This is a genomic window from Methylobacterium sp. Leaf465 (genome assembly GCF_001424705.1).
Classification (GTDB): domain Bacteria; phylum Pseudomonadota; class Alphaproteobacteria; order Rhizobiales; family Beijerinckiaceae; genus Methylobacterium.
This window is the reverse complement of record NZ_LMRA01000011.1, coordinates 25,868-46,552: the sequence shown is the minus strand read 5'-3', so window position 1 is coordinate 46,552 and position 20,685 is coordinate 25,868. Positions and strand designations below refer to the sequence as shown.

At 62.2% G+C, this 20,685-nt stretch carries 19 protein-coding genes; 7 read left to right on the top strand and 12 right to left on the bottom strand.

Annotated elements, in window-relative coordinates:
* Positions 1 to 235: 235 nt before the first annotated feature.
* Positions 236 to 778, bottom strand: coding sequence for a hypothetical protein (locus ASG51_RS23995; protein WP_156389634.1), 543 nt, complete (start codon positions 776 to 778; stop codon positions 236 to 238).
* A gap of 709 nt (positions 779 to 1,487) precedes the next feature.
* On the opposite strand from ASG51_RS23995, the gene ASG51_RS23280 reads away from it, so the two are divergent.
* On the top strand, positions 1,488 to 1,730 hold the full coding sequence (locus ASG51_RS23280; RefSeq protein WP_082513933.1) for a hypothetical protein: 243 nt from the start codon (positions 1,488 to 1,490) through the stop codon (positions 1,728 to 1,730).
* 621 nt (positions 1,731 to 2,351) lie between these two features.
* On the opposite strand, the gene ASG51_RS08520 is transcribed toward ASG51_RS23280, so the two are convergent.
* The 4 genes from ASG51_RS08520 to ASG51_RS08505 form a co-directional block, all read right to left on the bottom strand.
* On the bottom strand, positions 2,352 to 2,723 hold the full coding sequence (locus ASG51_RS08520; protein ID WP_156389633.1) for a hypothetical protein: 372 nt from the start codon (positions 2,721 to 2,723) through the stop codon (positions 2,352 to 2,354).
* Positions 2,724 to 3,117: 394 nt separating this feature from the next.
* Positions 3,118 to 3,801, bottom strand: a complete 684-nt coding sequence (locus tag ASG51_RS08515; RefSeq protein WP_056380237.1) for an esterase — start codon at positions 3,799 to 3,801, stop codon at positions 3,118 to 3,120.
* 43 nt (positions 3,802 to 3,844) lie between these two features.
* Positions 3,845 to 4,240: a nuclear transport factor 2 family protein gene (locus ASG51_RS08510; RefSeq protein ID WP_056380235.1), complete on the bottom strand. Its 396-nt coding sequence runs from the start codon at positions 4,238 to 4,240 to the stop codon at positions 3,845 to 3,847.
* Positions 4,241 to 4,269: 29 nt separating this feature from the next.
* Positions 4,270 to 4,713 (bottom strand): OsmC family protein, encoded by a 444-nt coding sequence (locus ASG51_RS08505; protein WP_056380233.1) that lies wholly within the window; start codon positions 4,711 to 4,713, stop codon positions 4,270 to 4,272.
* Between the two features lie 334 nt (positions 4,714 to 5,047).
* On the opposite strand from ASG51_RS08505, the gene ASG51_RS08500 reads away from it, so the two are divergent.
* Both ASG51_RS08500 and frc (ASG51_RS08495) read left to right on the top strand, forming a co-directional pair.
* Positions 5,048 to 5,476: a PAS domain S-box protein gene (locus ASG51_RS08500; protein WP_056354638.1), complete on the top strand. Its 429-nt coding sequence runs from the start codon at positions 5,048 to 5,050 to the stop codon at positions 5,474 to 5,476.
* 122 nt (positions 5,477 to 5,598) lie between these two features.
* Positions 5,599 to 6,849 (top strand): formyl-CoA transferase, encoded by a 1,251-nt coding sequence (gene frc, locus ASG51_RS08495; protein ID WP_056217950.1) that lies wholly within the window; start codon positions 5,599 to 5,601, stop codon positions 6,847 to 6,849.
* Positions 6,850 to 7,038: 189 nt separating this feature from the next.
* On the opposite strand, the gene ASG51_RS08490 is transcribed toward frc (ASG51_RS08495), so the two are convergent.
* The 3 genes from ASG51_RS08490 to oxlT all read right to left on the bottom strand — a co-directional run bounded on the left by ASG51_RS08490 (position 7,039) and on the right by oxlT (position 9,405).
* Positions 7,039 to 7,539, bottom strand: a complete 501-nt coding sequence (locus tag ASG51_RS08490; RefSeq protein ID WP_056354640.1) for a DUF2867 domain-containing protein — start codon at positions 7,537 to 7,539, stop codon at positions 7,039 to 7,041.
* Between the two features lie 125 nt (positions 7,540 to 7,664).
* Positions 7,665 to 7,985: a hypothetical protein gene (locus tag ASG51_RS08485; RefSeq protein WP_056354644.1), complete on the bottom strand. Its 321-nt coding sequence runs from the start codon at positions 7,983 to 7,985 to the stop codon at positions 7,665 to 7,667.
* A gap of 103 nt (positions 7,986 to 8,088) precedes the next feature.
* Positions 8,089 to 9,405: an oxalate/formate MFS antiporter gene (gene oxlT, locus ASG51_RS08480; RefSeq protein WP_056277899.1), complete on the bottom strand. Its 1,317-nt coding sequence runs from the start codon at positions 9,403 to 9,405 to the stop codon at positions 8,089 to 8,091.
* A gap of 727 nt (positions 9,406 to 10,132) precedes the next feature.
* Here oxlT and ASG51_RS08475 point away from each other — a divergent pair.
* The 3 genes from ASG51_RS08475 (at position 10,133) to ASG51_RS08465 (ending at position 13,026) form a co-directional block, all read left to right on the top strand.
* On the top strand, positions 10,133 to 10,540 hold the full coding sequence (locus tag ASG51_RS08475; RefSeq protein ID WP_056354647.1) for a CBS domain-containing protein: 408 nt from the start codon (positions 10,133 to 10,135) through the stop codon (positions 10,538 to 10,540).
* A gap of 282 nt (positions 10,541 to 10,822) precedes the next feature.
* Complete coding sequence (locus ASG51_RS08470; protein ID WP_056216559.1) at positions 10,823 to 11,104, top strand: hypothetical protein; 282 nt, start codon at positions 10,823 to 10,825, stop codon at positions 11,102 to 11,104.
* A 74-nt stretch (positions 11,105 to 11,178) separates the two neighbouring features.
* Complete coding sequence (locus tag ASG51_RS08465; protein WP_082513932.1) at positions 11,179 to 13,026, top strand: hypothetical protein; 1,848 nt, start codon at positions 11,179 to 11,181, stop codon at positions 13,024 to 13,026.
* Between the two features lie 359 nt (positions 13,027 to 13,385).
* Here the strand turns inward: ASG51_RS08465 and frc (ASG51_RS08460) are convergent, their stop codons facing one another.
* On the bottom strand, positions 13,386 to 14,660 hold the full coding sequence (gene frc / locus ASG51_RS08460) for a formyl-CoA transferase (RefSeq protein ID WP_056380231.1): 1,275 nt from the start codon (positions 14,658 to 14,660) through the stop codon (positions 13,386 to 13,388).
* 195 nt (positions 14,661 to 14,855) lie between these two features.
* The gene (gene oxc / locus ASG51_RS08455; protein ID WP_244480099.1) at positions 14,856 to 16,640 is read right to left on the bottom strand and encodes an oxalyl-CoA decarboxylase; all 1,785 of its coding nucleotides are present in this window, start codon (positions 16,638 to 16,640) and stop codon (positions 14,856 to 14,858) included.
* 630 nt (positions 16,641 to 17,270) lie between these two features.
* On the opposite strand from oxc, the gene ASG51_RS08450 reads away from it, so the two are divergent.
* On the top strand, positions 17,271 to 17,963 hold the full coding sequence (locus tag ASG51_RS08450) for a GntR family transcriptional regulator (protein WP_056216554.1): 693 nt from the start codon (positions 17,271 to 17,273) through the stop codon (positions 17,961 to 17,963).
* Between the two features lie 36 nt (positions 17,964 to 17,999).
* Here the strand turns inward: ASG51_RS08450 and ASG51_RS08445 are convergent, their stop codons facing one another.
* Entirely contained in the window at positions 18,000 to 19,040 is a 1,041-nt protein-coding gene (locus ASG51_RS08445) for a sensor histidine kinase (protein WP_056277910.1), read from the bottom strand.
* Positions 19,027 to 20,574, bottom strand: coding sequence for an ATPase domain-containing protein (locus ASG51_RS08440; RefSeq protein ID WP_056380228.1), 1,548 nt, complete (start codon positions 20,572 to 20,574; stop codon positions 19,027 to 19,029). The genes ASG51_RS08445 and ASG51_RS08440 overlap by 14 nt, the downstream gene beginning before the upstream one ends.
* Positions 20,575 to 20,685 lie beyond the last annotated feature (111 nt).

Genomic DNA, 20,685 nt, shown 5'->3' with positions numbered 1-20,685 from the left:
ACGGCAGTGCGGTGATAATCAGGCAGAGCTCCAGACCAGCGCAATATGAAAATTCGTAATACGCAGTTCCTTAACGCGGAATCCTGATCGGCCTGAACGTACATCGGACATGCCGCTTGCACATCCAGGCAAGCCTTTCGATGACGCTTGGGTGATCAAGACGGAGTGTCGAGGCGCTGGCCGGCACCTATCCGGTGCGCGAACACCGCGTGCGGCAGCAGCGGCCAAGCCCGGATCACACTGGGTGATTCCGATCCTTGGTTCGGCCCCAGTCTCTAAAAGGCAACGACGTTCCGAGTCGCTCCGATTGGCGCGGCGCTTCGGTGAACGCGCCAGGACGTGGAGCATTCGCGTTGCCGCGAACGACATCCCCCTGAACGATCGCATGGCCGGAGGCGACCGCCAGGATCAGCTGCGTCGCGTAGGCACGAGGTCCACTTCCTTTCAGGGACATTCCCGGGCCGCCGGGGCGGAGCTTGTTGCCGATCAAGCCCCAAGGCGCTGGGATCGGAAGCCGCCTGATGCCTAGCCCCCGATCGATCAGCGCCGCCGCGTCCTCGATCTGCCCGGCAAGCAGGAGAAGCCCGGGGCGCGTGATCCGAAATGCGTAGTTGCTCTCATCATCCACTTCCACGAGCGAGACGAGCTTCAAGGACAGAGCCTGACAGGCGATATCCACGTTGTCCCGCGTGAATTCGGCCTCAAGCGCGAGAGGTTGTGCAGATGTCCGGCAGGAAACCCGTTCGAGGAACAGGCGGCGTCTGAACGTTTGTGCCATGTCCCTCGCACACGGATCGCTCACCCTGGATCGATCTTGCCGGTATCAGCATGCCGTCGCGGAAGTTTCGGACTGGTTGCGACCGCAGCGTCCGCAGACCGCCAAACGGAACCGGTCTGACGGCTATCCCCAGTTCCGCTGAAATGGCGAGCCGGGGATGTCGCGGGTGAGACCGCCGGATGCGACGAGGCCAGATGATGGACTGACTTCGTGACCGTGTGGGAATCAATCTCCCTCGAACGCAACGCGGAGTTCGGCAGGGTTGCGCCAAGCTACCCGTACCGGAAGTTGCACGGATCGGATTTACAGGACGAAACGATCGGGGATTCCCAGAACGCCAACGACCCGCGATCGTGTTCCACCCAACGGGTGGTCAACGAGGGCACAACTCGCAATTGGCAATCTTGATGAGGATACGCGCAGCGCGAGATTGCAGCGTGGGCCGCTCAGACCGCCTATCATCCAACGCATGGTTTGGCGTCTGCGCCCCGATCAAAGGGTCTGCATCTGTGAAGTTGCTGCGCGTGAAAATCGTGAAAATCATCGGTGATGAGCTCAAGTTGTGTCGCGACGGCTACGGTTCTCGTTCCAAGGCATGCAACCGATTCCATCAGACGTCAGCGGTAACTTTGAATGATGGGACGGGAATCCCTTGTTGTTCGCCAGCGCTGCCCTCTGTGAGAGGGGGGATCGTTCAGGAAGGGTGACCATGACGAAGCTGTTCATTGCCAAGATCCGTTCCGCCGCGGGGACAAAGCCCTTGGTGACCGTTCGGGCCGCTGCTGAAGGGGAAGCGCGGCTGTTCTTGGAAGCTGCGTATCCGGAAGACGAGATCGTTGATGTCGCAGGACCCAGCGGCTGGGCGAGCGATGCCGATACCGGAAGTGCACCGGGTGATATCCGTGAGCATGCCGGCGTGGAATGGCAGGCACCTTCGAACCACGCGAATTAACGCGCCAACGGTCTCGATCGCTCCCGCATCCGCCAAATACGGACTGAGCGGAGAGCGGGCACTTTTCAGTCCCCGAACTGCGTGGCCTTTTGCTGGTGATGCCAATCCGCTGCGTAGACCGCGCTTCCTATGCAATCGACTGGTCGGAACTTTCGGCCGTGATCCGCTCCGAGCGCGCGATCGTTGCGAGGGAGTGGGCGGCTTATCGAGAGGTCGTCTTCCATCTTGGTGATGGCCGCTGATGGGATGTCACGACAACGGTCTGGGATTGCGCCGACGCAGCGGTCGCCGTCTCGGTTGGGACAGCTGACGGCCTCGAGTAGGTACGCTGAACGCGTGGTTTTGGTGACGGCGCATCGCGATCAAGCCATCGCTAACAATGCGGGCATGAACCTCGCCGCTTCCTGTCAGCACTGTCACATCAACCACAATCGCCCGAAGCATCGACGACGACGTTGGCGGACGCTGTGTCGGCACAAGGCTTCGGGGGATCATTTTCGCGGCCCCTGCCGCGGTGGCTGAGCGCCGAGGGACACGCGAAGTCGCTCTCGATCGCAACGCTGCCAGCGTTCCAACCGGCGCGACGCTGCAGAATCGATGATCCTGGGCAGGCCTGATGCCCTAGACAGATGGAGCAGGCATCCCCTTCAGGACGGCTTCATGGAGAAGGCGGAGCCAATGGATCGCCTCCCGGGCTTTGGCTTCGGCAATTTCGGCCCGCCGCTCCGCGTCAGCCACCGAGCTCTTGCTGGCGTTACTGGCATCGACGATCGCTTCGATGTTCGCGAGCGTGATCGACCAGTCGAACTCGTCGGTCTCCGCCTTCGGCGCGGGCTCAGACCTACGGGACAACGTATCCGTAAAGTTCTCGGGAATCAGACGATTCAGATCGTCGCTCGAATGGGGGAACGAAGTGCTGAAGATATTCCGAATTCGCTCCGCTTCCTGATCGAGCGAATCCACGAGGACGAGTTTCTCGGCTGCTTCCGTCACGTATGCACCCCAGTCCAGGATAGTCTAGTCTAATATTAGAGAATACTCATCTGGTAAAAATCGGGTTAAAATCAGCGCGATCGTCAATTCCGAGAGGCTGCGTTGTGAATTGCGGGCATATTTCAAGATGGTGGGATGATCGTGCAAACACGCAGGACCGCACGCATCGGATCTGCCAAGGGCGGCGCGAGATCCGTCCGGCAGGCCTGCATTCCCTGGCGCAGTCGGCATGAATACGCCGGCGGATGGGGTTACCGCGGTAGCTGGGTTCAGTGGTGACTGCGCTGGTCCCAGAGCAGGTTGCCGATCCGCGATGCACTGCACCAACATAGAAGAGAGGGCCCGTACCGGATTCGACGGGATGGATCTCCGCGCTACCTGCGGTTTCCGGCAGCTATGCTGCGGCGAGAACGAAATCGACGCCCTGCGCGACGATGACTGGGCTGTAGGCGTGGGGGCCGTCGTACTCGACTGCCATGACCGGGTATCCGGCCTCCCGCAACCGGGCGACATGAACCCGCGCGCTGCGATTGATCGGAATCTGCTCGTCGCGGATTCCATGGGAAAGGAAGATCCGTGGAACGCCCGATTGCAGGTGAACGGACAGGAAGCCGGCCGAGGAGACGAGGAGATGGGTGACCACATGCCCGTTGGCTAGGCCGAGGGAGAGCGTGTAGCTGCCACCATCCGAGTGGCCCGCGAAAATCAGATGCGTCGGATCGAGTAGATAACGGGTGCTCACCTCGGCCAAAGCCTCGTCGACGCGCTCGCGGTCGGGTCCATGGCCGCCAATGACGAGATCCCAAGTCGGGAACATCGATTGGGGTGCCAACAGTAGGAAGCCCCGCGCTTGGGCATGGGCCTCCAGCATCGGCAGGATCTTCTCTGCGCTGCCGCCACCACCATGGAACAGGACCACGAGAGGTGTTGGCCGGCGTGGATCGACGCTTTCGGGTACCACGAGGATCGCGTCCCGCTCGGCGAACAGCCCGAGACAATGGCGACCGGGGGGGAGAGGCTCCTTGGTGGGGAGCCGGTGCGCGAAGGCGAGCCGGCCGGCGAGGCGGGGATCGATCATGCGGGACTCCGGGTTTCGGAAGCAGTCGGAGGGGAGGCGTCAGTCAACCGGCCTTGTCCGCCTGGAGGGGCTTGATCTTCAGTTGATCGATCAGCCAGCGCCATCCGCCATCGGCCTGGCGCCGTGCGGTTTCAGCCGAGATCGTCCCGTTGGGCAGTCGCGCGAAGGTCATGGCGTGATCGCCGTTCCGGATCGCCGGGAGGGTCTCGGCGGCCGGAAAACCAGACTTGCGCGCCAAGAGGTCGGCATAGAATTGCCGGATCTCGCCGTGTCCGGTGGCCACGACCTTCCCGGCCGCCAGCACCGCATCGGGCTCGTAGAGGGCAACGAGGCCGTCCACGTCGCCTGCATTGGCGCGTTCGTTGAAGAGGCGGGCGAGGTCTTCCGGCTCGTGGGCGATCGGCGGGTTCTGGCCGGAGACTTTCGGTGATGTCGTCATGGCGACTCCTTCTTGGAAAAGCATAAGGCTCAGGTGAGCAGCGTGCCGGCACTGTCCCGGACAGAGACGACGACGGGGATGCCGGCCTGCACGCTTTCGGAAACCGTGCAGAAGCGCTGGAACTGCTCCAGCACCCGGTCGATGCGGGGTACGGAGTCGGCGGTCGCCCCGAGGCTGATCGCGACCGCGATGCCGGCGATGCGCAGACGGTTCTCGGCGTTGCGGGTGACCTCGCAGTACGCCTCGGCCCGGATGCCGCCGGCCTCTTGCTTATACTTACCGAGCGCGAAGACGAGGCTGGCGCACAGGCAGTTCGTCACCGAAGAGACGAGGAGCTGTTCGGGGAACGGGCCTTCGCCGCTGCCGATGGGAATGGCCTCATCGACCATGAGGTGGGGCAGGATCCCACCGAAATCGATCGCGAACTTGTAGCCCTCGATCTGAGTGATCGTGATGCTCGGGCCTGGACCCATGGCGGCTCTCCCCTGCCGATTCTCGTTGCCTGCAGCGTGCCGGCGTCATCCGAGAACGCTGTCACCAAGGCCCGAGCTCCCTGGGGCAATTGACGTCAGCTCCGCGAGTTGACACCTTATCTACGTTGGCATACCAAATACCAACGATCGGAACAGCGAAAAATACCAAGTCCTTCCGACGCCATCGAACGGCTTCAAGTCTGACGGACAAAGAGGGGAGTGTTCCATGCCGATGGATGACCATCGTCTCGCCCCAGGTTCGAGCCCGCCCGGTCGATAAACCGGGCGACGGAGACGATATCCGCAGCACGGACAGGGAGATGAGGGTCAGCGCATGACGAGCCCGATCGATTTTGCTGTCCTGGTGGCAGCAGCCGGCGATGCCGTTGTGGTGTCGGACACGAGCGGTGCGATCACCGTGTGGAATCCCGCCGCGACGCGGATCTTCGGGTACGCGGCGGAGGAGGCGGTCGGTCAGTCTCTCGATCTCATCACCCCGGAGCGTCAGCGCCGGCGCCACTGGGAGGGCTATGCCAAGACCATGAAGACGGGCGTCACCAAGTACGGTGCCGACGTCCTGCGAGTCCCAGCCATCCATAAGGATGGCCACACGCTCTCCATCGCCTTCACGGTCGGGCTGATCCACGGCTTCGACAACGCCGTTACGGGTATCGCCGCGATCATCCGCGATGAAACCCAGCGCTGGAACGACGAGCGTGAACTACGCCGCCGCTTGGCGGCCCTCGAATCCCGCGTCGCCTGAGGGCGAGGCGCGACAGACCGCCGGGATCACCCACCACGGGTTTCCGGCCAACCCAGAACCCGGATCGACCGGGCAAGCCGCGAACTTCGACAATCGTCTGAGCCAACAGGGAGAACGCCACGATGAGCAAGCCGCTCGAGGGTATCAAGATCATCGATTTCACCCACGTCCAGGCTGGTCCGGCCTGTACCCAGCTACTGGCCTGGTTCGGCGCCGACGTGATCAAGGTGGAGCGCCCTGGGGCCGGCGACGTGACGCGCACGCAGCTTCGCCACGTCGAGGATGCCGACGCGCTCTACTTCACCATGCTTAACTCCAACAAGCGTTCCCTGACGCTCGACACCAAGACTCCTGAGGGCAAGGAAGTCCTCGAGAACCTGATCAAGCAATCCGATGTCATGGTCGAGAACTTCGGCCCTGGCGCCCTCGACCGCATGGGCTTCTCTTGGTCCCGCATCCAGGAGCTCAATCCCGGCATGATCCTGGCGTCGGTGAAGGGCTTCTCGGATGGCCACCACTACGAGGACTTGAAGGTCTACGAGAACGTGGCGCAGTGTGCCGGCGGCGCGGCCTCCACCACTGGCTTCTGGGACGGCCCGCCTACTGTGAGCGCCGCGGCTCTCGGTGATTCGAACACCGGCATGCACCTCGCGATCGGCATTCTCACGGCGCTTCACCAGAAGAACAAGACCGGCAAGGGCCAGAAGGTCGCTGTCTCGATGCAGGACTCGGTGCTCAACCTTTGCCGCGTCAAGCTGCGTGACCAGCAGCGTCTCGATGCCCTCGGCTACCTGGAGGAATACCCGCAGTACCCCCACGGCGAGTTCTCGGATGTGGTGCCGCGCGGCGGCAACGCGGGTGGCGGTGGACAGCCAGGCTGGGTGCTGAAGTGCAAGGGCTGGGAGACCGATCCGAACGCCTACATCTACTTCACGATCCAGGGTCATGCCTGGGCCCCGATCTGTAAGGCGATCGGCAAGGATGAGTGGATCGACGATCCGGCCTACAACACCGCTCGCGCCCGCCAGGACAAGATCATGGACATCTTTGGCACGATCGAGGCTTGGCTCGCCGACAAGACGAAGTTCGAGGCCGTCGATATCCTGCGCAAGTTCGACATCCCGTGCTCACCGGTGCTGTCGATGAAGGAGATCGCCAACGATCCGTCGCTGCGCGCCAGCGGCACCGTTGTCGAGGTGCCGCACCCGAAGCTCGGCTCGTACCTGACCGTCGGCAGCCCGATCAAGTTCTCCGACATGCAGGTCGAGGTGAAGGCCTCCCCGCTGCTCGGCGAGCACACCGACGAAGTCTTGCTCGATCTTGGCTACACCCAGCAGCAGATCGAGCAGTTGCACCAGGCCCGCGCCGTCTGAGGCGGCGTCTGAAACGGAGACGCCAACGGCCTGTTCTCGGACAGGCCGCTGAATCAAGTAAGACGGCGCGCCTTGAGGCGCGCCGTTTCCGTTTTGTGGTACCGGAGCGAGGCTCGCCCATACGGCTTGTCCGTCATCGGCCCGGACGACCGCGGCATGGAAATCCAGGCACGGGGCCGCAGTGACGGGTTAGATGCCGGAGCGAGACGCATCTTGCGCGAGGGACGTCCCGAGGCGCCGCAGGTCGGCGGCGAGGATCATCCGGTGAATCGGCCCCACTGGCGCCATGTAGGCCCGGCCGAACGCATTGTGGACCACAACCGACGAGGTGATCGTGAGACGGCGACCAGCTGTCGCGAAGCAGATCATGACGTCGAGATGCCGGTCCCGCGTGGTCAGGACGAGCATGTCCGGCGTACTCTGTTCCACCAAGAAGAAATCCAGTTTGTCCCCCGTGCAGACATGGGTCCGCCGCTCCCTGGAAAAGCCGCCGATGGCCTTGACGCCGAAGCGGATTGCGATCGCATCCCTCACGCGAAAGGCGAGGGTCATCAGCGGTCGCGGCTTCGAGGCGATAGCGTTCCAGACATCGAGCGGGCTGACAGCCGTCGGGAGGATTACGGACTGCGTGTCGTTATAGTCGAGCTCTTCGCGCGGGCGCAGAAGTCGGACCGGTGGAGCCTCAGCCAAGCTTTCTCTCCTACCTGGGCGGTGGCCGAAGTCTAACATGGCCGATGCGGAGGTCCGGATGGGACGATGGGTGTGGCGGGAAATGCGGCATACATCGCCGACCGTATTGTCATCGCACGCGCGACCTACACCCTGAGGGATGCGGGCTTGTCTTGCTGCCCCGCGAGGTGGGATGACATGGCGAAGCGGTCCTTTGGATCGTCCATCGTCGTGGTGCCGTCAATCCCGTTCGCTGCGAGCGCATCGTAGGGCAGCCAGCCGCTGAAGGGCTCCAGGGCGTTCGGCTCGGCCGGGCGGTACCAGCGCCAGACCTGACGCGTCGCGCTCGGGGAGTACCAGCGGCCAGGGAGGCCTTCCGCAAGAATCGGGCCTAGGGTCAGGTGGTTAAGCCAAATCCGGTTGACGGTCTGCGGGGCCGTCTGCATCGGGCGCCAGGTCGGCGGCATCGGAGATCTCCTGCGAGACGATCGGGTGGGCTGAAACGGGCGCGGGGGCCAGGACTTGGCGTCCGGCCCCCGCAGCTCTTTCTTCGGCGCTTCAGATGGGCTGTCAGGCCGCGACGATGCGGGGGGCTGGCTTAGTCTCGTCGGAGACAGCGAGCGCCTGCGCCACCACGCGCTTACGCCAGGGCTTCAGTACCGCGATGGCGAGGAGCGAGGCGAGGATGTTGGCGCCGGCGGCGACCAGGAAGACGCCGTCCCAGCTGTTGGTCGCCTGCTGCAGATAGTTCGCTACCGGAACCAGGAGCGCGGCGGTGCCTTTCGCGGTGTAGAGCAGGCCCGCATTGGTCGCAGCGAACTTCGTACCGAAGGTATCTGTGCAGGTCGAGGGGAAGAGGGAGTAGATCTCGCCCCAGGCGAAGAACACGAAGCCGGAGAGCAGCACGAACCACAGGGGGTCATGGCCCCAGAGGTAGAGCATGTAGATGCCGAAGCCTTCCATGGCGAAGGCGACGAACATGGTATTCTCGCGACCAATCTTATCCGAGACCCAGCCGAAGAACGGGCGGGTCAAGCCATTAAGTACGCGGTCGATGGTGGCTGCGAAGGTGATGGCGACCATGGTGATGCCCATAATCGTGACCGGCACCTTGTCGACGCCGATATCGGCAGCGATGGGCTTGAGGTTGGCGGTGATCATCAAGCCGCCTGCGCCCACGATAACGAACATGAAGTACATCAGCCAAAAGATCGGCTGCCGAGCGACTTCGCCGGGGGTGTAGTTGCGCCGGGTCTGGATGACGTTGGTGTTCGCGACGGCCTCCGGAACTTGCCCCTTCTTCGGCGAGGTGAAAAAGAAAGCCAACACAGCGACCACGAGGCCCTGGCCGATGCCGAAGTTGAAGAACGCCGCCTGGAAACCATGATCGGCGATCATCCACTGGATCGGCGCGACGGTGAGGGCTGAGCCGGCACCGAACCCCGCGGCGATGATGCCGGCGGCGAGACCACGCTTGTCCGGGAACCATTTCAGGGCGCTGCCGACACAGGTGCCATAGACCGCGCCCGCGCCGATGCCGGCGACGACTTGGCCAAGATAGAACATATTCAGGGTGCTGGCGTAGGAGTTGATCACCCAGCCGATCCCGCAAAGGAGACCACCGAATAGGACTACGACCCGTGGGCCGTACTTGTCGACGAACCAGCCTTCGACCGGAACGAGCCAAGTCTCAAACAACACGAACAGGGTAAATGCCCATTGGATCGCGGCGCGATCAAATCCGAATTTTTTTTGAATGTCGGGGACGAAGAATGTCCAACCGTATTGCAGATTGGCAATCATCACCATGCAGATGACGCCGATGACGAGCTGACCCCATCGATAACTGTCGGATACGTGCTCGGTTGTAGTTTCCACCCTCGACATGGCTTTTCCTCCGATAGGCTCTTGATGAAACGAGATACGCGATCGGCTCTTCGTCCGATGCTGAGCGTAGGGGCCGTTGACCGCCGGACTTATCGCCGGCTTGGTATGTGGAATACCAGCCTCTCTCTCTGCGAACCAATCGTCAAGAGTTGGTTGCCGAGAAATCGATCCCGCACTGCAGCGTGGTGGCCAAATGCTGGTAGTTTCGCTCCATCCGCGAGATCGCTCTTAGTGTTTCCAGGCGGTCGATCTGCTTGCTTTGCACGGGCACCAGCGATCTGAGCGCAGACGATATTTGAATCCTGGCGATACCTCAGCGTGTCGTCTCGTCGAAACGCAAGGATCCTTATTCGACGATACCCAGATGCCGGATAAGCTTATGTGCAGAGGAAGTTACCTCGCCGCCTAATGCGCGATAGTGCCGGTCGAAGCACATGCTGGCGGCGCATCCGCACGTGAGCATTGTGTGATGTCCCAATCGTTTTAGTTGCGGTCCTGCACTGGGGACGGGTGCGCGATGACGCAGTGCAGCAAGCAGATAGGCGAAAACTGTTGTTTGCCATCCAGGCGGGGAAGATTCTTCAAAGCCGGTTCGCGAGTTTGAAACGACAAAGCAGCAGATCTGTCTCTCATTCCGGCATGATATTTCGCCCCACCCATTGACAGAAAATATTTTGTATACCAGGCTCGCGAGTGAAAAATGCCATAAGATCAGAGGAGCGGTGCCATGAGCGCGCGCCAGAAGCTTGGCAGTGAAGCCTCCCGCGTGCGCTATATTCGTATGGATCGGTCTGTGCGGGAAGCAATTCGGCTTCTAGCCGCTCCAGACGTTGATGCGCTAATTGTCGTTGACGGCCCATGCGACGACACTGGTTCATTTATCGGAATACTGAGCGATCGTGAGATCTTTCGCGTAATGGCCAGGGAGGGCCTGGAGACGCTCGACAGCTTGGTTTGGATGCTGACTACGCCGGAGTTCGTCTCCGCCGACGTTCGGACGCCGCTCGCCGATCGGTTGCAACTGTTTTGCACGCATAAAACCAACCATATCGCGATCATGAATGGAATGTGCCTTCATTCGATTCAGAGCATCTGGGATTGTGTTGTAGATGCATCACACGCTTCGACTGTATAATCGCAGCGTCCGAGGTGGGGTCGGACCCGATCCCCTTGGTGATGTTCATGAATTACACAGATTGATACAAAATCGTGCGATGCAAAAGCAGTTGGATTGATCGCAGATCCTTCAACAATGCGCAGAACTTGACGCTTGATGCGTTTAAATACACATTTTTAAGCTCGCTCGACGACGGGTAGGGCAAGGCGAGGCTGGCGTTTGCATGCCGGCGCGCATCACCGCTCGGCGCCTCTGCAATCTGACATCGTCGGTGGTGAAGAAGATAAAGGAGTGATCCCCATGCGTTTCCTGGCAATCCTCGACTGCCCGGTAATCTTCAGCGGTGAGAACAGCTACGGGATGACCAGTATCGACATGTGTCCCTCGACTGGTATCACGAACGGCCTGATCAGTCGCCACGTCAAGGTGATTGACGGTCGCTTGATCGCTGTCTGCATTTGGACAGGCGAGGTACTCTGTCGCGAGTATTTCGATGCGGCGTGGTACCAGAAAGCTGGGGAGCTTTGGGGAGAAGAGTACCAGCTTCGCCTGGAGGTCATTGAGGAACCGCAGGCCGTTTGAGCACCCGCGGTGGATTGGGGTCTGGGCTCGAATCTCGTGCGTTCGGACCATCACAGAATGCAAAGTCTACTGGCATGACCATCCATGCCTTGGCGAGTCCGGCAAGCGACGGCGCCGATCCGGACTGTTACGGGCCCTGGAGCCCGGGTATCGAGTCGAGCCTTCCGCGCGCGCTCCTGCCCTTAGCTACCGTTTTCCGCGAGGAAAACGTCGAGACCTCCCTCAACGATGCCTATGAGTTGAGCGATGTCAGTGGTCTGCCATTGACATCGCTTGTCTGCTTCCGGCCTGAGCGGCTGGTGGTCCACGAAGTTTTGATCCGCGTCATGGCTGATCTTTCCGTTCCGGTCGGCCAGACGTACGGCGATCTCGGGGTAAATTTTCGTGCCATCGTCTCTGCCATCCTGAACGAGGGTATTGCCGAACATGGCAGAGAGATCGCCGCGCGACATGCGGAGATCCGGGTCGCAGCCGCGGAACTTCTCGATGGCCAGATCGACAAAATATTGGGCGAGTACCTTCACACCGCCGAGGGGTGGCCACCGCGCGGTGCTCTCTGGCGTCGTTTCTGGCCTCACAGCACCGGACGGAAAAGCTCAAAACCTTCCGGCTCTGCTTGCGTTGGCCGGGACCCTATACATCAGGTCTGGCATCACCTTGACGCCTGGCATGCGCGGGTCGCCGCGGCAGAGGATGCTCTCGCCGTGGCGGCCTGCGCCGCGCTGCGTTGCGTCGTCGAGAGTCTGATCGGTCGACGTGGCTTTCTCATCCGTGACCCGTCACTGCTCGGAAGGCTTGCCGTCACGCTCGTGTCGAACGGCTATGGTAGTCTTGCCCTCGGCGCGCTGATCGAGCCCTGGATGCAGGCAGTGGTGGCGAAGCGCGGTTACGTGCGCCTTAAGCCGCAGGACACTCCTGTCATCCTGAACGTGAAGGGCTCGTCCGCCTCAGGCAAGAGTACCATCCGTCCCTATCAGCGCGCTCTGGTCGAGACCCTGGGATTGAATTGGTCCGACTTCGCCCTCATCACGCCTGATGTCTGGCGTAAGTTCCTGTTGGATTACGACAGTCTCGGGTCAGCGCGGCGCTATGCCGGGCCGTTGACAGGACACGAGGTCGAGATCATTGACCGCAAGCTCGATGGCTACATGGCGCGGAAAGCTGAGGCTGGCCGGATCTCCCATCTCGTCATCGACCGCTTCCGCTTTGACAGTTTTGCAGTCAATCCCGGTACCGAACTTGGGAGCCAGCTCCTCACGCGCTTCGGGCGCCAAGTCTACATGCAGTTCATGATCACGCCGCCGGATGCCACTGTCGAGCGGGCTTGGAAACGTGGCGAACAGTTCGGTCGCTACAAGGCGGTGGAAGACCTACTGGCGCACAATGTCGAAGCTTACACAGGCATGCCACGGTTGTTCTTCACCTGGGTGTTGCGGCCGGACAAGGAGGTGCATTTCGAGTTCCTGGACAACGGTGTACCCGAGGGTTGCCTTCCGCGGACCGTCGCTTTTGGTGCGAATGGCGTGATGAACATTCTTGACGTTCAGGTCTTGCTCGACATCGATCGGTATCAGGCCATCAACATTCAGGCCCGCAATCCCGAGGCGGTCTATCGCGGCGTTCCACCCCGGGATGCGCCAGGGGAGATGCGTTTCCTGCGCGATTGCCTGCGCCGGATGACCACCATTCGCTTTGCCGATCACGCCACAGGCCGTGTCCTCGCGCGCCTCGACAGCGGGCGACTTACCAGTCTCGTGCCGACGCTGGCTGAAGCCGACCCGGTCGTTCACCGAGTCCTGACAGGCCTTGGGGTCATCAGGCAAGCGGAAGCAAATGCAGGATCCAGTGAAGCTCTGCAGGTGAGTGGAGCGTGCACCCTCGGAGCCTGGGGCGAGAAAACAACGCTGAGGCGTTTGACCTGAGAGCAGATACGATGGTGCGGATTGAGCGAAAGATCTTTGACCACCACTGTGAATTTGCGATGCAACAGGAAATGTTGCGCCACTATATGTTTTCGAAACACCGTCCGTGCTCGCATCCTTTCTTGTCACGATCCTCGTCCATATGGCTCTGCAGGTTGGACGCGTGATCAAGATCGCTGACTGGCTGTCACAAGACAGAAGTTCCGTCGAAAGAAACAACGAAGTCGTCGTCGGAAACAGAAGCGGTGTTTTGCTGTTTGCGGTTGAGACGGATAAATGATCCTTCTAAAGGGAAGCGCGGCGTCGAGGGATCGAGGCCGCGCAAGTTGGGAGAAGAGAGGTCGAGTTGAGGAGACTGCCTATTCGGCGGCGATCCTCTGGACGACGCCGATGGCCCCGGACTCGGCAATCTCAAAACGTTCGGCTTCAGAGTATCCGAGGACCTCGGTCAAAATCTCTTCGGTGTGCTCGCCCAACAGCGGAGATCGCGTGATCTCGGTATTGCTGGCCGAGAGTCGGATGGGGTTGCCCACAGTGAGGTACTTGCCACGGGTGGGGTGATCGACCTCTACGACCGTACCGGATCTACGCAGGGACTCGTCCTCCGCGATCTCCTTCATGGAGAGGATCGGCCCGCATGGCACATGCAGCGCATTGAGGATCTCCATCGCCTCGAACTTGGTCTTCGACATCGTCCAAGATTCGATGCGGGTGAAGATCTCGTTCAGGTGCGGCAGGCGAGCCTTCGGTGAGGCATAGTCGGGATGTGTCGCCCAGGCGGGTTCGCCGATGACGTCGCAGATCTGCGACCAGACCGCGCCCTGGGTGATGAAGTAGATGTAGGCGTTCGGGTCGGTCTCCCAACCTCTGCATTTGAGGATCCGGCCCGGCTGGCCGCCCCCGGAATCATTGCCGGCGCGCGGCACCGAGTCGCCGAACGGAATGCCTTCGCCGAACTGGCTGTATTCCCGCAGGGGGCCACGCTCTAGGCGTTGCTGGTCGCGCAGTTTGACCCGGCAGAGGTTGAGCACCCCGTCCTGCATGGCGCAGTCGACCCGCTGGCCGAGGTCGGTCTGGGTGCGGTGGTACAGAGCGGTGACGATGCCCAGTGCCAAGTGGAGGCCGGTGCCGGAATCACCGATCTGCGCGCCGGTCACCATCGGGATGTCGGTGCGGAACCCAGTGGTCGATGCAGCGCCGCCGACGCATTGCGCCACGTTCTCATAGACCTTGCAGTTCTCGTAGGCGCCGGGGCCGAACCCCTTCACCGAGGCAAGGATCATGCGTGGGTTGGCGGCGTGGATCGCCTCCCAGGTCAGGCCCATCCGGGCGAGCGCGCCGGGAGCGAAGTTCTCGACCAGGACATCGCACTCGCCGATCAGGCGCCACAGCACCTCGATGCCCTTCGGATTCTTGGTGTCGAGGGTGATCGAGCGCTTGTTGTGGTTCAGCATCGTGAAATAGAGGCTGTCTACATCTGGAATGTCTTGGAGCTGCTGGCGCGTCGCATCGCCCACGCCCGGCCGCTCGACCTTGATCACGTCGGCACCGAACCAGGCTAGCAACTGCGTGCAGGTCGGGCCCGACTGGACGTGCGTGAAGTCGAGGATCTTGACGCCTTCAAGGGCTTTCATGGCACAGGCTCACCTATCCGGGAGACGTCAGCACGGGCATCCGTTCGGGCGACGGCGGGTGAAGGATGCTCTCCTGCAGCACAGTGCCGATACCACGATCTTCGGAGCATGCGAGACGGCCCACCGGGAGGCCGCCTGCGCGTGTCGTGTCCCCGGAGACGGAGTTCGTCTCCGGGGAGGGCGAGGTCTCGCGCCTCAGGCGGTTTTCTTGCGGACCACCGTGCTCGTCGGGTTCAGGCTTCCGATGTTGCCACTCTCGGTGCCGGCGCTCGGGTCAATCACCGCATTGATCAGGGTGGGCTTGCCCGAGTCCATCGCGGCGTTGACGGCCTGGGAGAGTTCGTCCGGGGTTGTGACGTGGACGCCGATGCCGCCGAAGGCCTCCATCATCTTGTCGTAGCGCGAGTCCTTTACGAATACCGTCGTGCCTGGATCGCGGCCGGTGGGGTCGGTGTCCGTGCCGCGATAGATGCCGTTGTTGTTGAAGACCACGATGCAGACCGGCAGGTCGTACCGGCAGATCGTCTCGACCTCCATTCCGGAGAAGCCGAAAGCGCTGTCGCCCTCCACCGCCAGGACCGGCTTGCCGGTCTCGACGGCGGCAGCCACGGCGAACCCCATGCCGATGCCCATGATGCCCCAGGTGCCGACGTCCAGGCGCTTGCGCGGCTGATACATGTCGATGATACCGCGGGCGAGATCGAGGGTGTTGGCGCCCTCGTTGACGAGGATCGCGTCGGGCCGCTCCTTGATGATGGTCCGGAGTGCGCCTAGCGCTCCGTGGAAGTCCATCGGAGCCGAGTTCTTCTTCAGCTTCGAGGCCATCTTGGCGAGGTTCTCATCCTTCTTGGTCCGGATCGCGTCGGTCCAGGCCGTCGGGGGCGCCTGCCAGTTCTGGCCCATGCCGTCGAGGAGGGCGGTGACGCAGGAGCCGATGTCGCCGACCACCGGGGCAACTATCTCGACGTTCGAATCCATTTCCTTCGGCTCGATGTCGATCTGGATGAACTTCTTCGAGCCCGGGGCGCCCCAGGTCTTGCCCTTGCCGTGCGAGAGCAGCCAGTTCAGGCGCGCGCCGACCAGGAGGACCACGTCGGCTTCCTTGAGGACGAGGGAGCGTGCCGCACCGGCCGATTGCGGATGGGTGTCGGGGAGGAGGCCTTTGGCCATGCTCATCGGCACATAGGGGATGCCGCTGCGCTCGACGAGGTTGCGGATCTCCTCGTCGGCCTGGGCGTATGCGGCTCCCTTGCCGAGGACGATGAGCGGACGCTTGGCGCTCTTGAGCACGTCGAGGGCACGGGTGATGGCTGCCGGGGCCGGTAGCTGCGCGGGGGCCGCGTCGATCACCTTGACCAGTGACTTGGTGCCCGCCTCGGCATCCATGACCTGGCTGAACAGCTTAGCGGGCAGATCGAGGTAGACGCCACCCGGACGGCCGGAAACCGCGGCGCGGATGGCGCGGGCGACCGCGATGCCGATATCGCAGGCGTGCAGCACGCGGAATGCGGCCTTGCACAGGGGTTTGGCGATAGCGAGTTGGTCCATCTCCTCGTAGTCGCCCTGCTGCAGGTCGACGATCTCGCGCTCGGAGGAGCCCGAGATCAGGATCATCGGGAAGCAGTTCGTGGTCGCGTTGGCCAGCGCCGTCAGGCCGTTGAGGAAGCCCGGCGCGGAAACGGTGAGGCAGATACCGGGCTTCTTGGTTAGGAAGCCCGCGATTGCGGCGGCGTTTCCGGCGTGTTGCTCATGGCGGAAGGAGATGACGCGCATACCGGCGGCCTGCGCGAGGCGACCGAGATCCGTGATCGGAATGCCGGGCACGCCATAGATGTTGGTGATGCCGTTGAGCTTCAGGGCATCGATGACGAGGTGGAAGCCGTCGATCTGCTCGCCCGCATGATCGGACGTGATACCAACGCCGGTGGCGACGTCATGGACGGCCTGCGGGGATTCGGAGCCAGCGGTTCTATCCATCATGTTTCCTCCAGTTGGGGCGCTTCTTGTTGGGTGGCGCGCTATTTTTGAGTGTCTTCGAACGTTTGAGGTGGGCGTCGGACTAAATTTAATCCGGAATGATCGGAGTTTTCGGCCGAGGCATCAGTCAGATCGCAACGATCTCTGCGGCTCACAGTCGGATTTCTCGACAACTCATATAGCCATGAGGCGTATAATCGTGAGTAAATCAGTCTTCAGCCGATCGATCACTTCGCATAATTGTACGCTGGGCGATGATCCGGTTCTAGGATTGTGTTAGGTGCAGTGCTGCCAATCGCGACCGGCCGGTTGTCAGTCCAAGAATGGTGGCATACCAAATACCAAGTGTCAAACCGGATCTGACCGGATCGCTCGCGCCCGGGATCGGTCATCAGCGGCAGCACCTCCGAGGCGGCCCCCGAATGGGAAAATCATTGCTTCCGGGAATACGAGCAACCGTTCGTCGTCACGCCTTGGTGAGTCGACGTAGCTATGTTGTTGTTGCAGGGGGGATATTCAGATCGTGTCCCGGCTCAATCGCCAAGGTTTCCTTGTGTTCCGGAAGCGGGTTCGGCATGTTCCTAATCAAATTGACGTCGCGTCAGCGTCCTAGCGATCGTTCCAGGTGTAAGCATGGTTGAGTCCACGACCTTTCAGATCAAGCCGCTCGCCGCGACGTCGAGCTTGCGTGCGCTTGCCTACGATGCGCTGAAGGAAGCCATCACCAACATGAACATTTACAGCCAGCGCGACGAGGTCCGGCTCGACGAGCGCAAGCTGTCTCAGGATCTCGGCGTCAGCCGCACCCCGGTCCGCGAAGCCCTCACGGTCCTGGAGCAGGAGGGGTTCGTCCGGTTCGAAGCACGTCGTGGTGTCTTCGTGATCAAGAAGTCGAAGAAGGAGATCGTGGCGATGATCCAGGCTTGGTCGGCCCTGGAGAGCATGGCTGCCCGGCTCGCTTGTGAGCATGCCACCGACGAGCAACTCGGCTGCCTGCGTATTCATTTCCCCGAATTCTATGAGGGGCGCCCGACCGATCACATGGACGAGTACTCGGATGCGAACATCCGGTTCCATCAGAAGATCATTTCGCTCGGCGGCTGCGAGGTGATCAAAGACATCACCAGCAATCTGCTGATGCATGTTCGCGGAATCCGGAACACGGCCCTGCGCCAGGGCGACCGGGCGGCGAACTCAATCAAGGAGCATGTCGAGATCATTCAGGCTCTGGAAGCACGGGATGCGGAGCGCGCCGAACGTCTCGTGCGCGAGCACGGCCTGGGCCTCGCCCGCCACGTCGAGAAGTACGGAGACTACCTCGACTGAATGCGTCGGGACGGCGGTCCCGCGGACGGCGGTTCCTCAGTAGCTCGGGACCAGCCGTTCCTCCGGCAGCGGCGCTTCCATGTGGAAGCGCAGTCCGCTCTCTGCATAGTCGATGGTTACGGCGGCGTTGCACTGCTGTGCCAGAACCCGCTGAAGCAGAGTCGAGCCGAAGCCCTTGCGCTGCGGTGGTGTCACCACCGGCCCTCCTGACTCCGTCCAGTCGAGGGTTAGGCGCCGTCCGGCCTCACCCGCTACGACATCCCATCTGACAAAGATCCGGCCACCCGGTTCGGAGAGGGCTCCGTGCTTGGCCGCGTTCGTGGTCAGTTCATGGAACGCCATCCCGGTCGGGACGGCGAGGTCGGCCGCCAACTCGATCATCGGTCCCTGGAGGCGGATGCGCTGGCTCTTGGCGTCATTGTAGGGGCTCAGCTCGTTCTCAAGCAGCTCGTGCAGTGGGGCCGTCTGCCAATAATCCTCCGTGAGGAGTGTGTGGGTCTTGCCCAGGGAGACGATCCGGTTGGAGAACGATTGGTAGAACGTCTCGACATCGTGGGTGGACCGCGCGGTCGCGCCGAGCAGGCCCTGTACCGTGGCGAGGGTGTTCTTCACACGATGATGAAGCTCTCGAATCAGCAGGGCTTGGCGCTCATGAGTCTTCTGGCGCTCGTCCAGATGGGCCGCTACCTCCCACTGCCGGCGCCGGGCGCGCAGGGCCGAACGCACTGCGTTGGCGAGTACCGCCGGATGGAACGGCCGCTCCAGCAAGGTCACATTGCCGAGCAGGCCGTTCAAGCGTTCGTCGGGTGAGGCGCCGCGATGACTGAGCAGGATAAAGGGAAAGTCGGACCAGGGGGGCTGGCGCTCCGACCATTCGGCGATCGCCCGTCGGTCTGAGCGCAGGAGCGCCTCTTCGGTGATCACCGCGCAGGCCGCGACATCGAGGTCTGCCACAAGGTCCGCCAAGTTCGCCTTGATCCGTGAATCGATGCCGACCTCAGCCAGAATCGCTGCAGCGATGCGCGCGTCCCGTCCGCTCGGCGCCAGGATTAGCGCGATGGGATCAGGCTGCGCCATGGGAGCCGGTTTGACTGTCGGTGATCTGTGCCGACGCAACGGACCGGTCATCAAGAAGGTCGGCGTGCTTCCCCTCGAAGGTTGGCACGCCGGTGAGCACGCCGCGGAAATCCTTGAGCACGGCCCCCACCCGGAGCCCCTGCGAATCGATTCTGAACTCTCGGATGGTATTCTCGTGCGGGCCGGTGCGCTTCTTCAGCACTGAGAGGGCGCGGCGTACGTGGCCGCCCGCCTCAAAGAAGCGGAGCATCACCACCGTGTCGCTGACATAAGTGAGATCGACCGGCGCCTCCATCCGTCCCACCATCCCGTGCTGGGCCAGCACTAGGATCGTCACCACGCCCTGCTGGTTCAGGTAGGTCGTCATCTCGTGCATCTGCAGCACTAGGTGCGGCTGCCCGCTCATGGCGCTCATGTAGCCCGTGAGGCTGTCGATCACTACGACGCGCGCCCCATCGGTCTCGACCGCATCGCGGATCCGCCCGGCGAAATCGCCCGCCGAGATATCGGCCGGGTCCATCTGTTCGATCCGCAGGCGTCCGGATTGGATGTGGGGGCCGATCGCGAAGCCGATTCCCGTAGCCCGCCGCTGGAGGATGCCGGAGGTCTCGTCGAAGCTGATGATCAGCCCGTGTTCGCCGCGATCGAGGGCGGCCATCAGGTAACCGAGCGCCAGGGTCGACTTGCCGGCGCCCGAAGGGCCGATGATGAGGTTCGTGGTACCCCGGTCCAGGCCGCCGCCGAGGACCGCGTCCAGTTCAGGAACCCCGCAGGCGACCGTCCCAGGCTCGAACTCGGCATGGTGATCGGCGGCCACGAGGCGAGGGAAGATCCGAACCCCACCCCGCTTCAGCACGAAGTCGTGGTAGCCACTCTCGTAGGGGGTGCCGCGCATCTTGATGATATGGAGTCGGCGGCGCGCAGCACCGTAGGTCGGCGTCACTTGTTCCAGGCGCAGGACCGCGTGGCTGATCGAGTGCAGGTTGAGGTCGTCATCCTCGGAGCTCAGATCGTCGAGCATCAGCACGGTGGCGTTGTTGAGTAGGAAATAGCTCTTAAGCGCCAACACCTGCCGCCGGTAGCGCAGGGAGCCCTGCGACAGCAAGCGGATCTCCGACAGGCTGTCGAACACCACCCGGACCGGGTTCACGCGCTCGATCTCGGCCAGCGCCATCCGGACCGTTTCGCCGAGTTCGAGGTCGGACGAGTGGATGAGGGTCTGCTGCTGCTCCGAATCCAGGCTGAGCTCCGGCGGCACCAATTCGTAGATCTCGACGCCGTCCAGGGACCAGCCATGGCGCTCGGCCACTGAGAGGAGTTCGCGCCGGCTTTCCGAAAGGGTGATATAGAGGCCCCGCTCGCCCCGATTTACACCGTCAAGGAGAAATTGCAGTCCGAGGGTGGTCTTGCCACTACCCGGCCGCCCCTCGATGAGATGAGCCCGCTGGGCCGCATAGCCGCCGTGGAGAATCTCGTCGAGGCCTGGCACGCCGGTCGGGATCGGCGCGGCGTCGCCGGCGACGGGGCTCTGCATGGATGAATCCGCAACGTGAAAATCGGATCCACCATAGGTGGGGGACCCCTCGGCGTCGCCGGTATTTATGCCACACCGCCGGGGTATGCACCTCGCCGAGCGCCCGCCGTG

What these genes read in the sequence shown, in the direction of transcription:
- ASG51_RS08465 (WP_082513932.1), top strand. Translation starts at nt 11,179, where the DNA reads ATGACCATCCATGCCTTGGCGAGTCCGGCAAGCGACGGCGCCGATCCG.
- ASG51_RS08505 (WP_056380233.1), bottom strand. Translation starts at nt 4,713, where the DNA reads ATGGGTCCAGGCCCGAGCATCACGATCACTCAGATCGAGGGCTACAAG.
- ASG51_RS08500 (WP_056354638.1), top strand. Translation starts at nt 5,048, where the DNA reads ATGACGAGCCCGATCGATTTTGCTGTCCTGGTGGCAGCAGCCGGCGAT.
- ASG51_RS08515 (WP_056380237.1), bottom strand. Translation starts at nt 3,801, where the DNA reads ATGATCGATCCCCGCCTCGCCGGCCGGCTCGCCTTCGCGCACCGGCTC.
- ASG51_RS08510 (WP_056380235.1), bottom strand. Translation starts at nt 4,240, where the DNA reads ATGACGACATCACCGAAAGTCTCCGGCCAGAACCCGCCGATCGCCCAC.
- ASG51_RS23995 (WP_156389634.1), bottom strand. Translation starts at nt 778, where the DNA reads ATGGCACAAACGTTCAGACGCCGCCTGTTCCTCGAACGGGTTTCCTGC.
- ASG51_RS08485 (WP_056354644.1), bottom strand. Translation starts at nt 7,985, where the DNA reads ATGCCGCCGACCTGGCGCCCGATGCAGACGGCCCCGCAGACCGTCAAC.
- ASG51_RS08475 (WP_056354647.1), top strand. Translation starts at nt 10,133, where the DNA reads ATGAGCGCGCGCCAGAAGCTTGGCAGTGAAGCCTCCCGCGTGCGCTAT.
- oxc (WP_244480099.1), bottom strand. Translation starts at nt 16,640, where the DNA reads ATGATGGATAGAACCGCTGGCTCCGAATCCCCGCAGGCCGTCCATGAC.
- ASG51_RS23280 (WP_082513933.1), top strand. Translation starts at nt 1,488, where the DNA reads ATGACGAAGCTGTTCATTGCCAAGATCCGTTCCGCCGCGGGGACAAAG.
- frc (WP_056380231.1), bottom strand. Translation starts at nt 14,660, where the DNA reads ATGAAAGCCCTTGAAGGCGTCAAGATCCTCGACTTCACGCACGTCCAG.
- ASG51_RS08470 (WP_056216559.1), top strand. Translation starts at nt 10,823, where the DNA reads ATGCGTTTCCTGGCAATCCTCGACTGCCCGGTAATCTTCAGCGGTGAG.
- ASG51_RS08450 (WP_056216554.1), top strand. Translation starts at nt 17,271, where the DNA reads ATGGTTGAGTCCACGACCTTTCAGATCAAGCCGCTCGCCGCGACGTCG.
- oxlT (WP_056277899.1), bottom strand. Translation starts at nt 9,405, where the DNA reads ATGTCGAGGGTGGAAACTACAACCGAGCACGTATCCGACAGTTATCGA.
- ASG51_RS08440 (WP_056380228.1), bottom strand. Translation starts at nt 20,574, where the DNA reads ATGCAGAGCCCCGTCGCCGGCGACGCCGCGCCGATCCCGACCGGCGTG.
- frc (WP_056217950.1), top strand. Translation starts at nt 5,599, where the DNA reads ATGAGCAAGCCGCTCGAGGGTATCAAGATCATCGATTTCACCCACGTC.
- ASG51_RS08445 (WP_056277910.1), bottom strand. Translation starts at nt 19,040, where the DNA reads ATGGCGCAGCCTGATCCCATCGCGCTAATCCTGGCGCCGAGCGGACGG.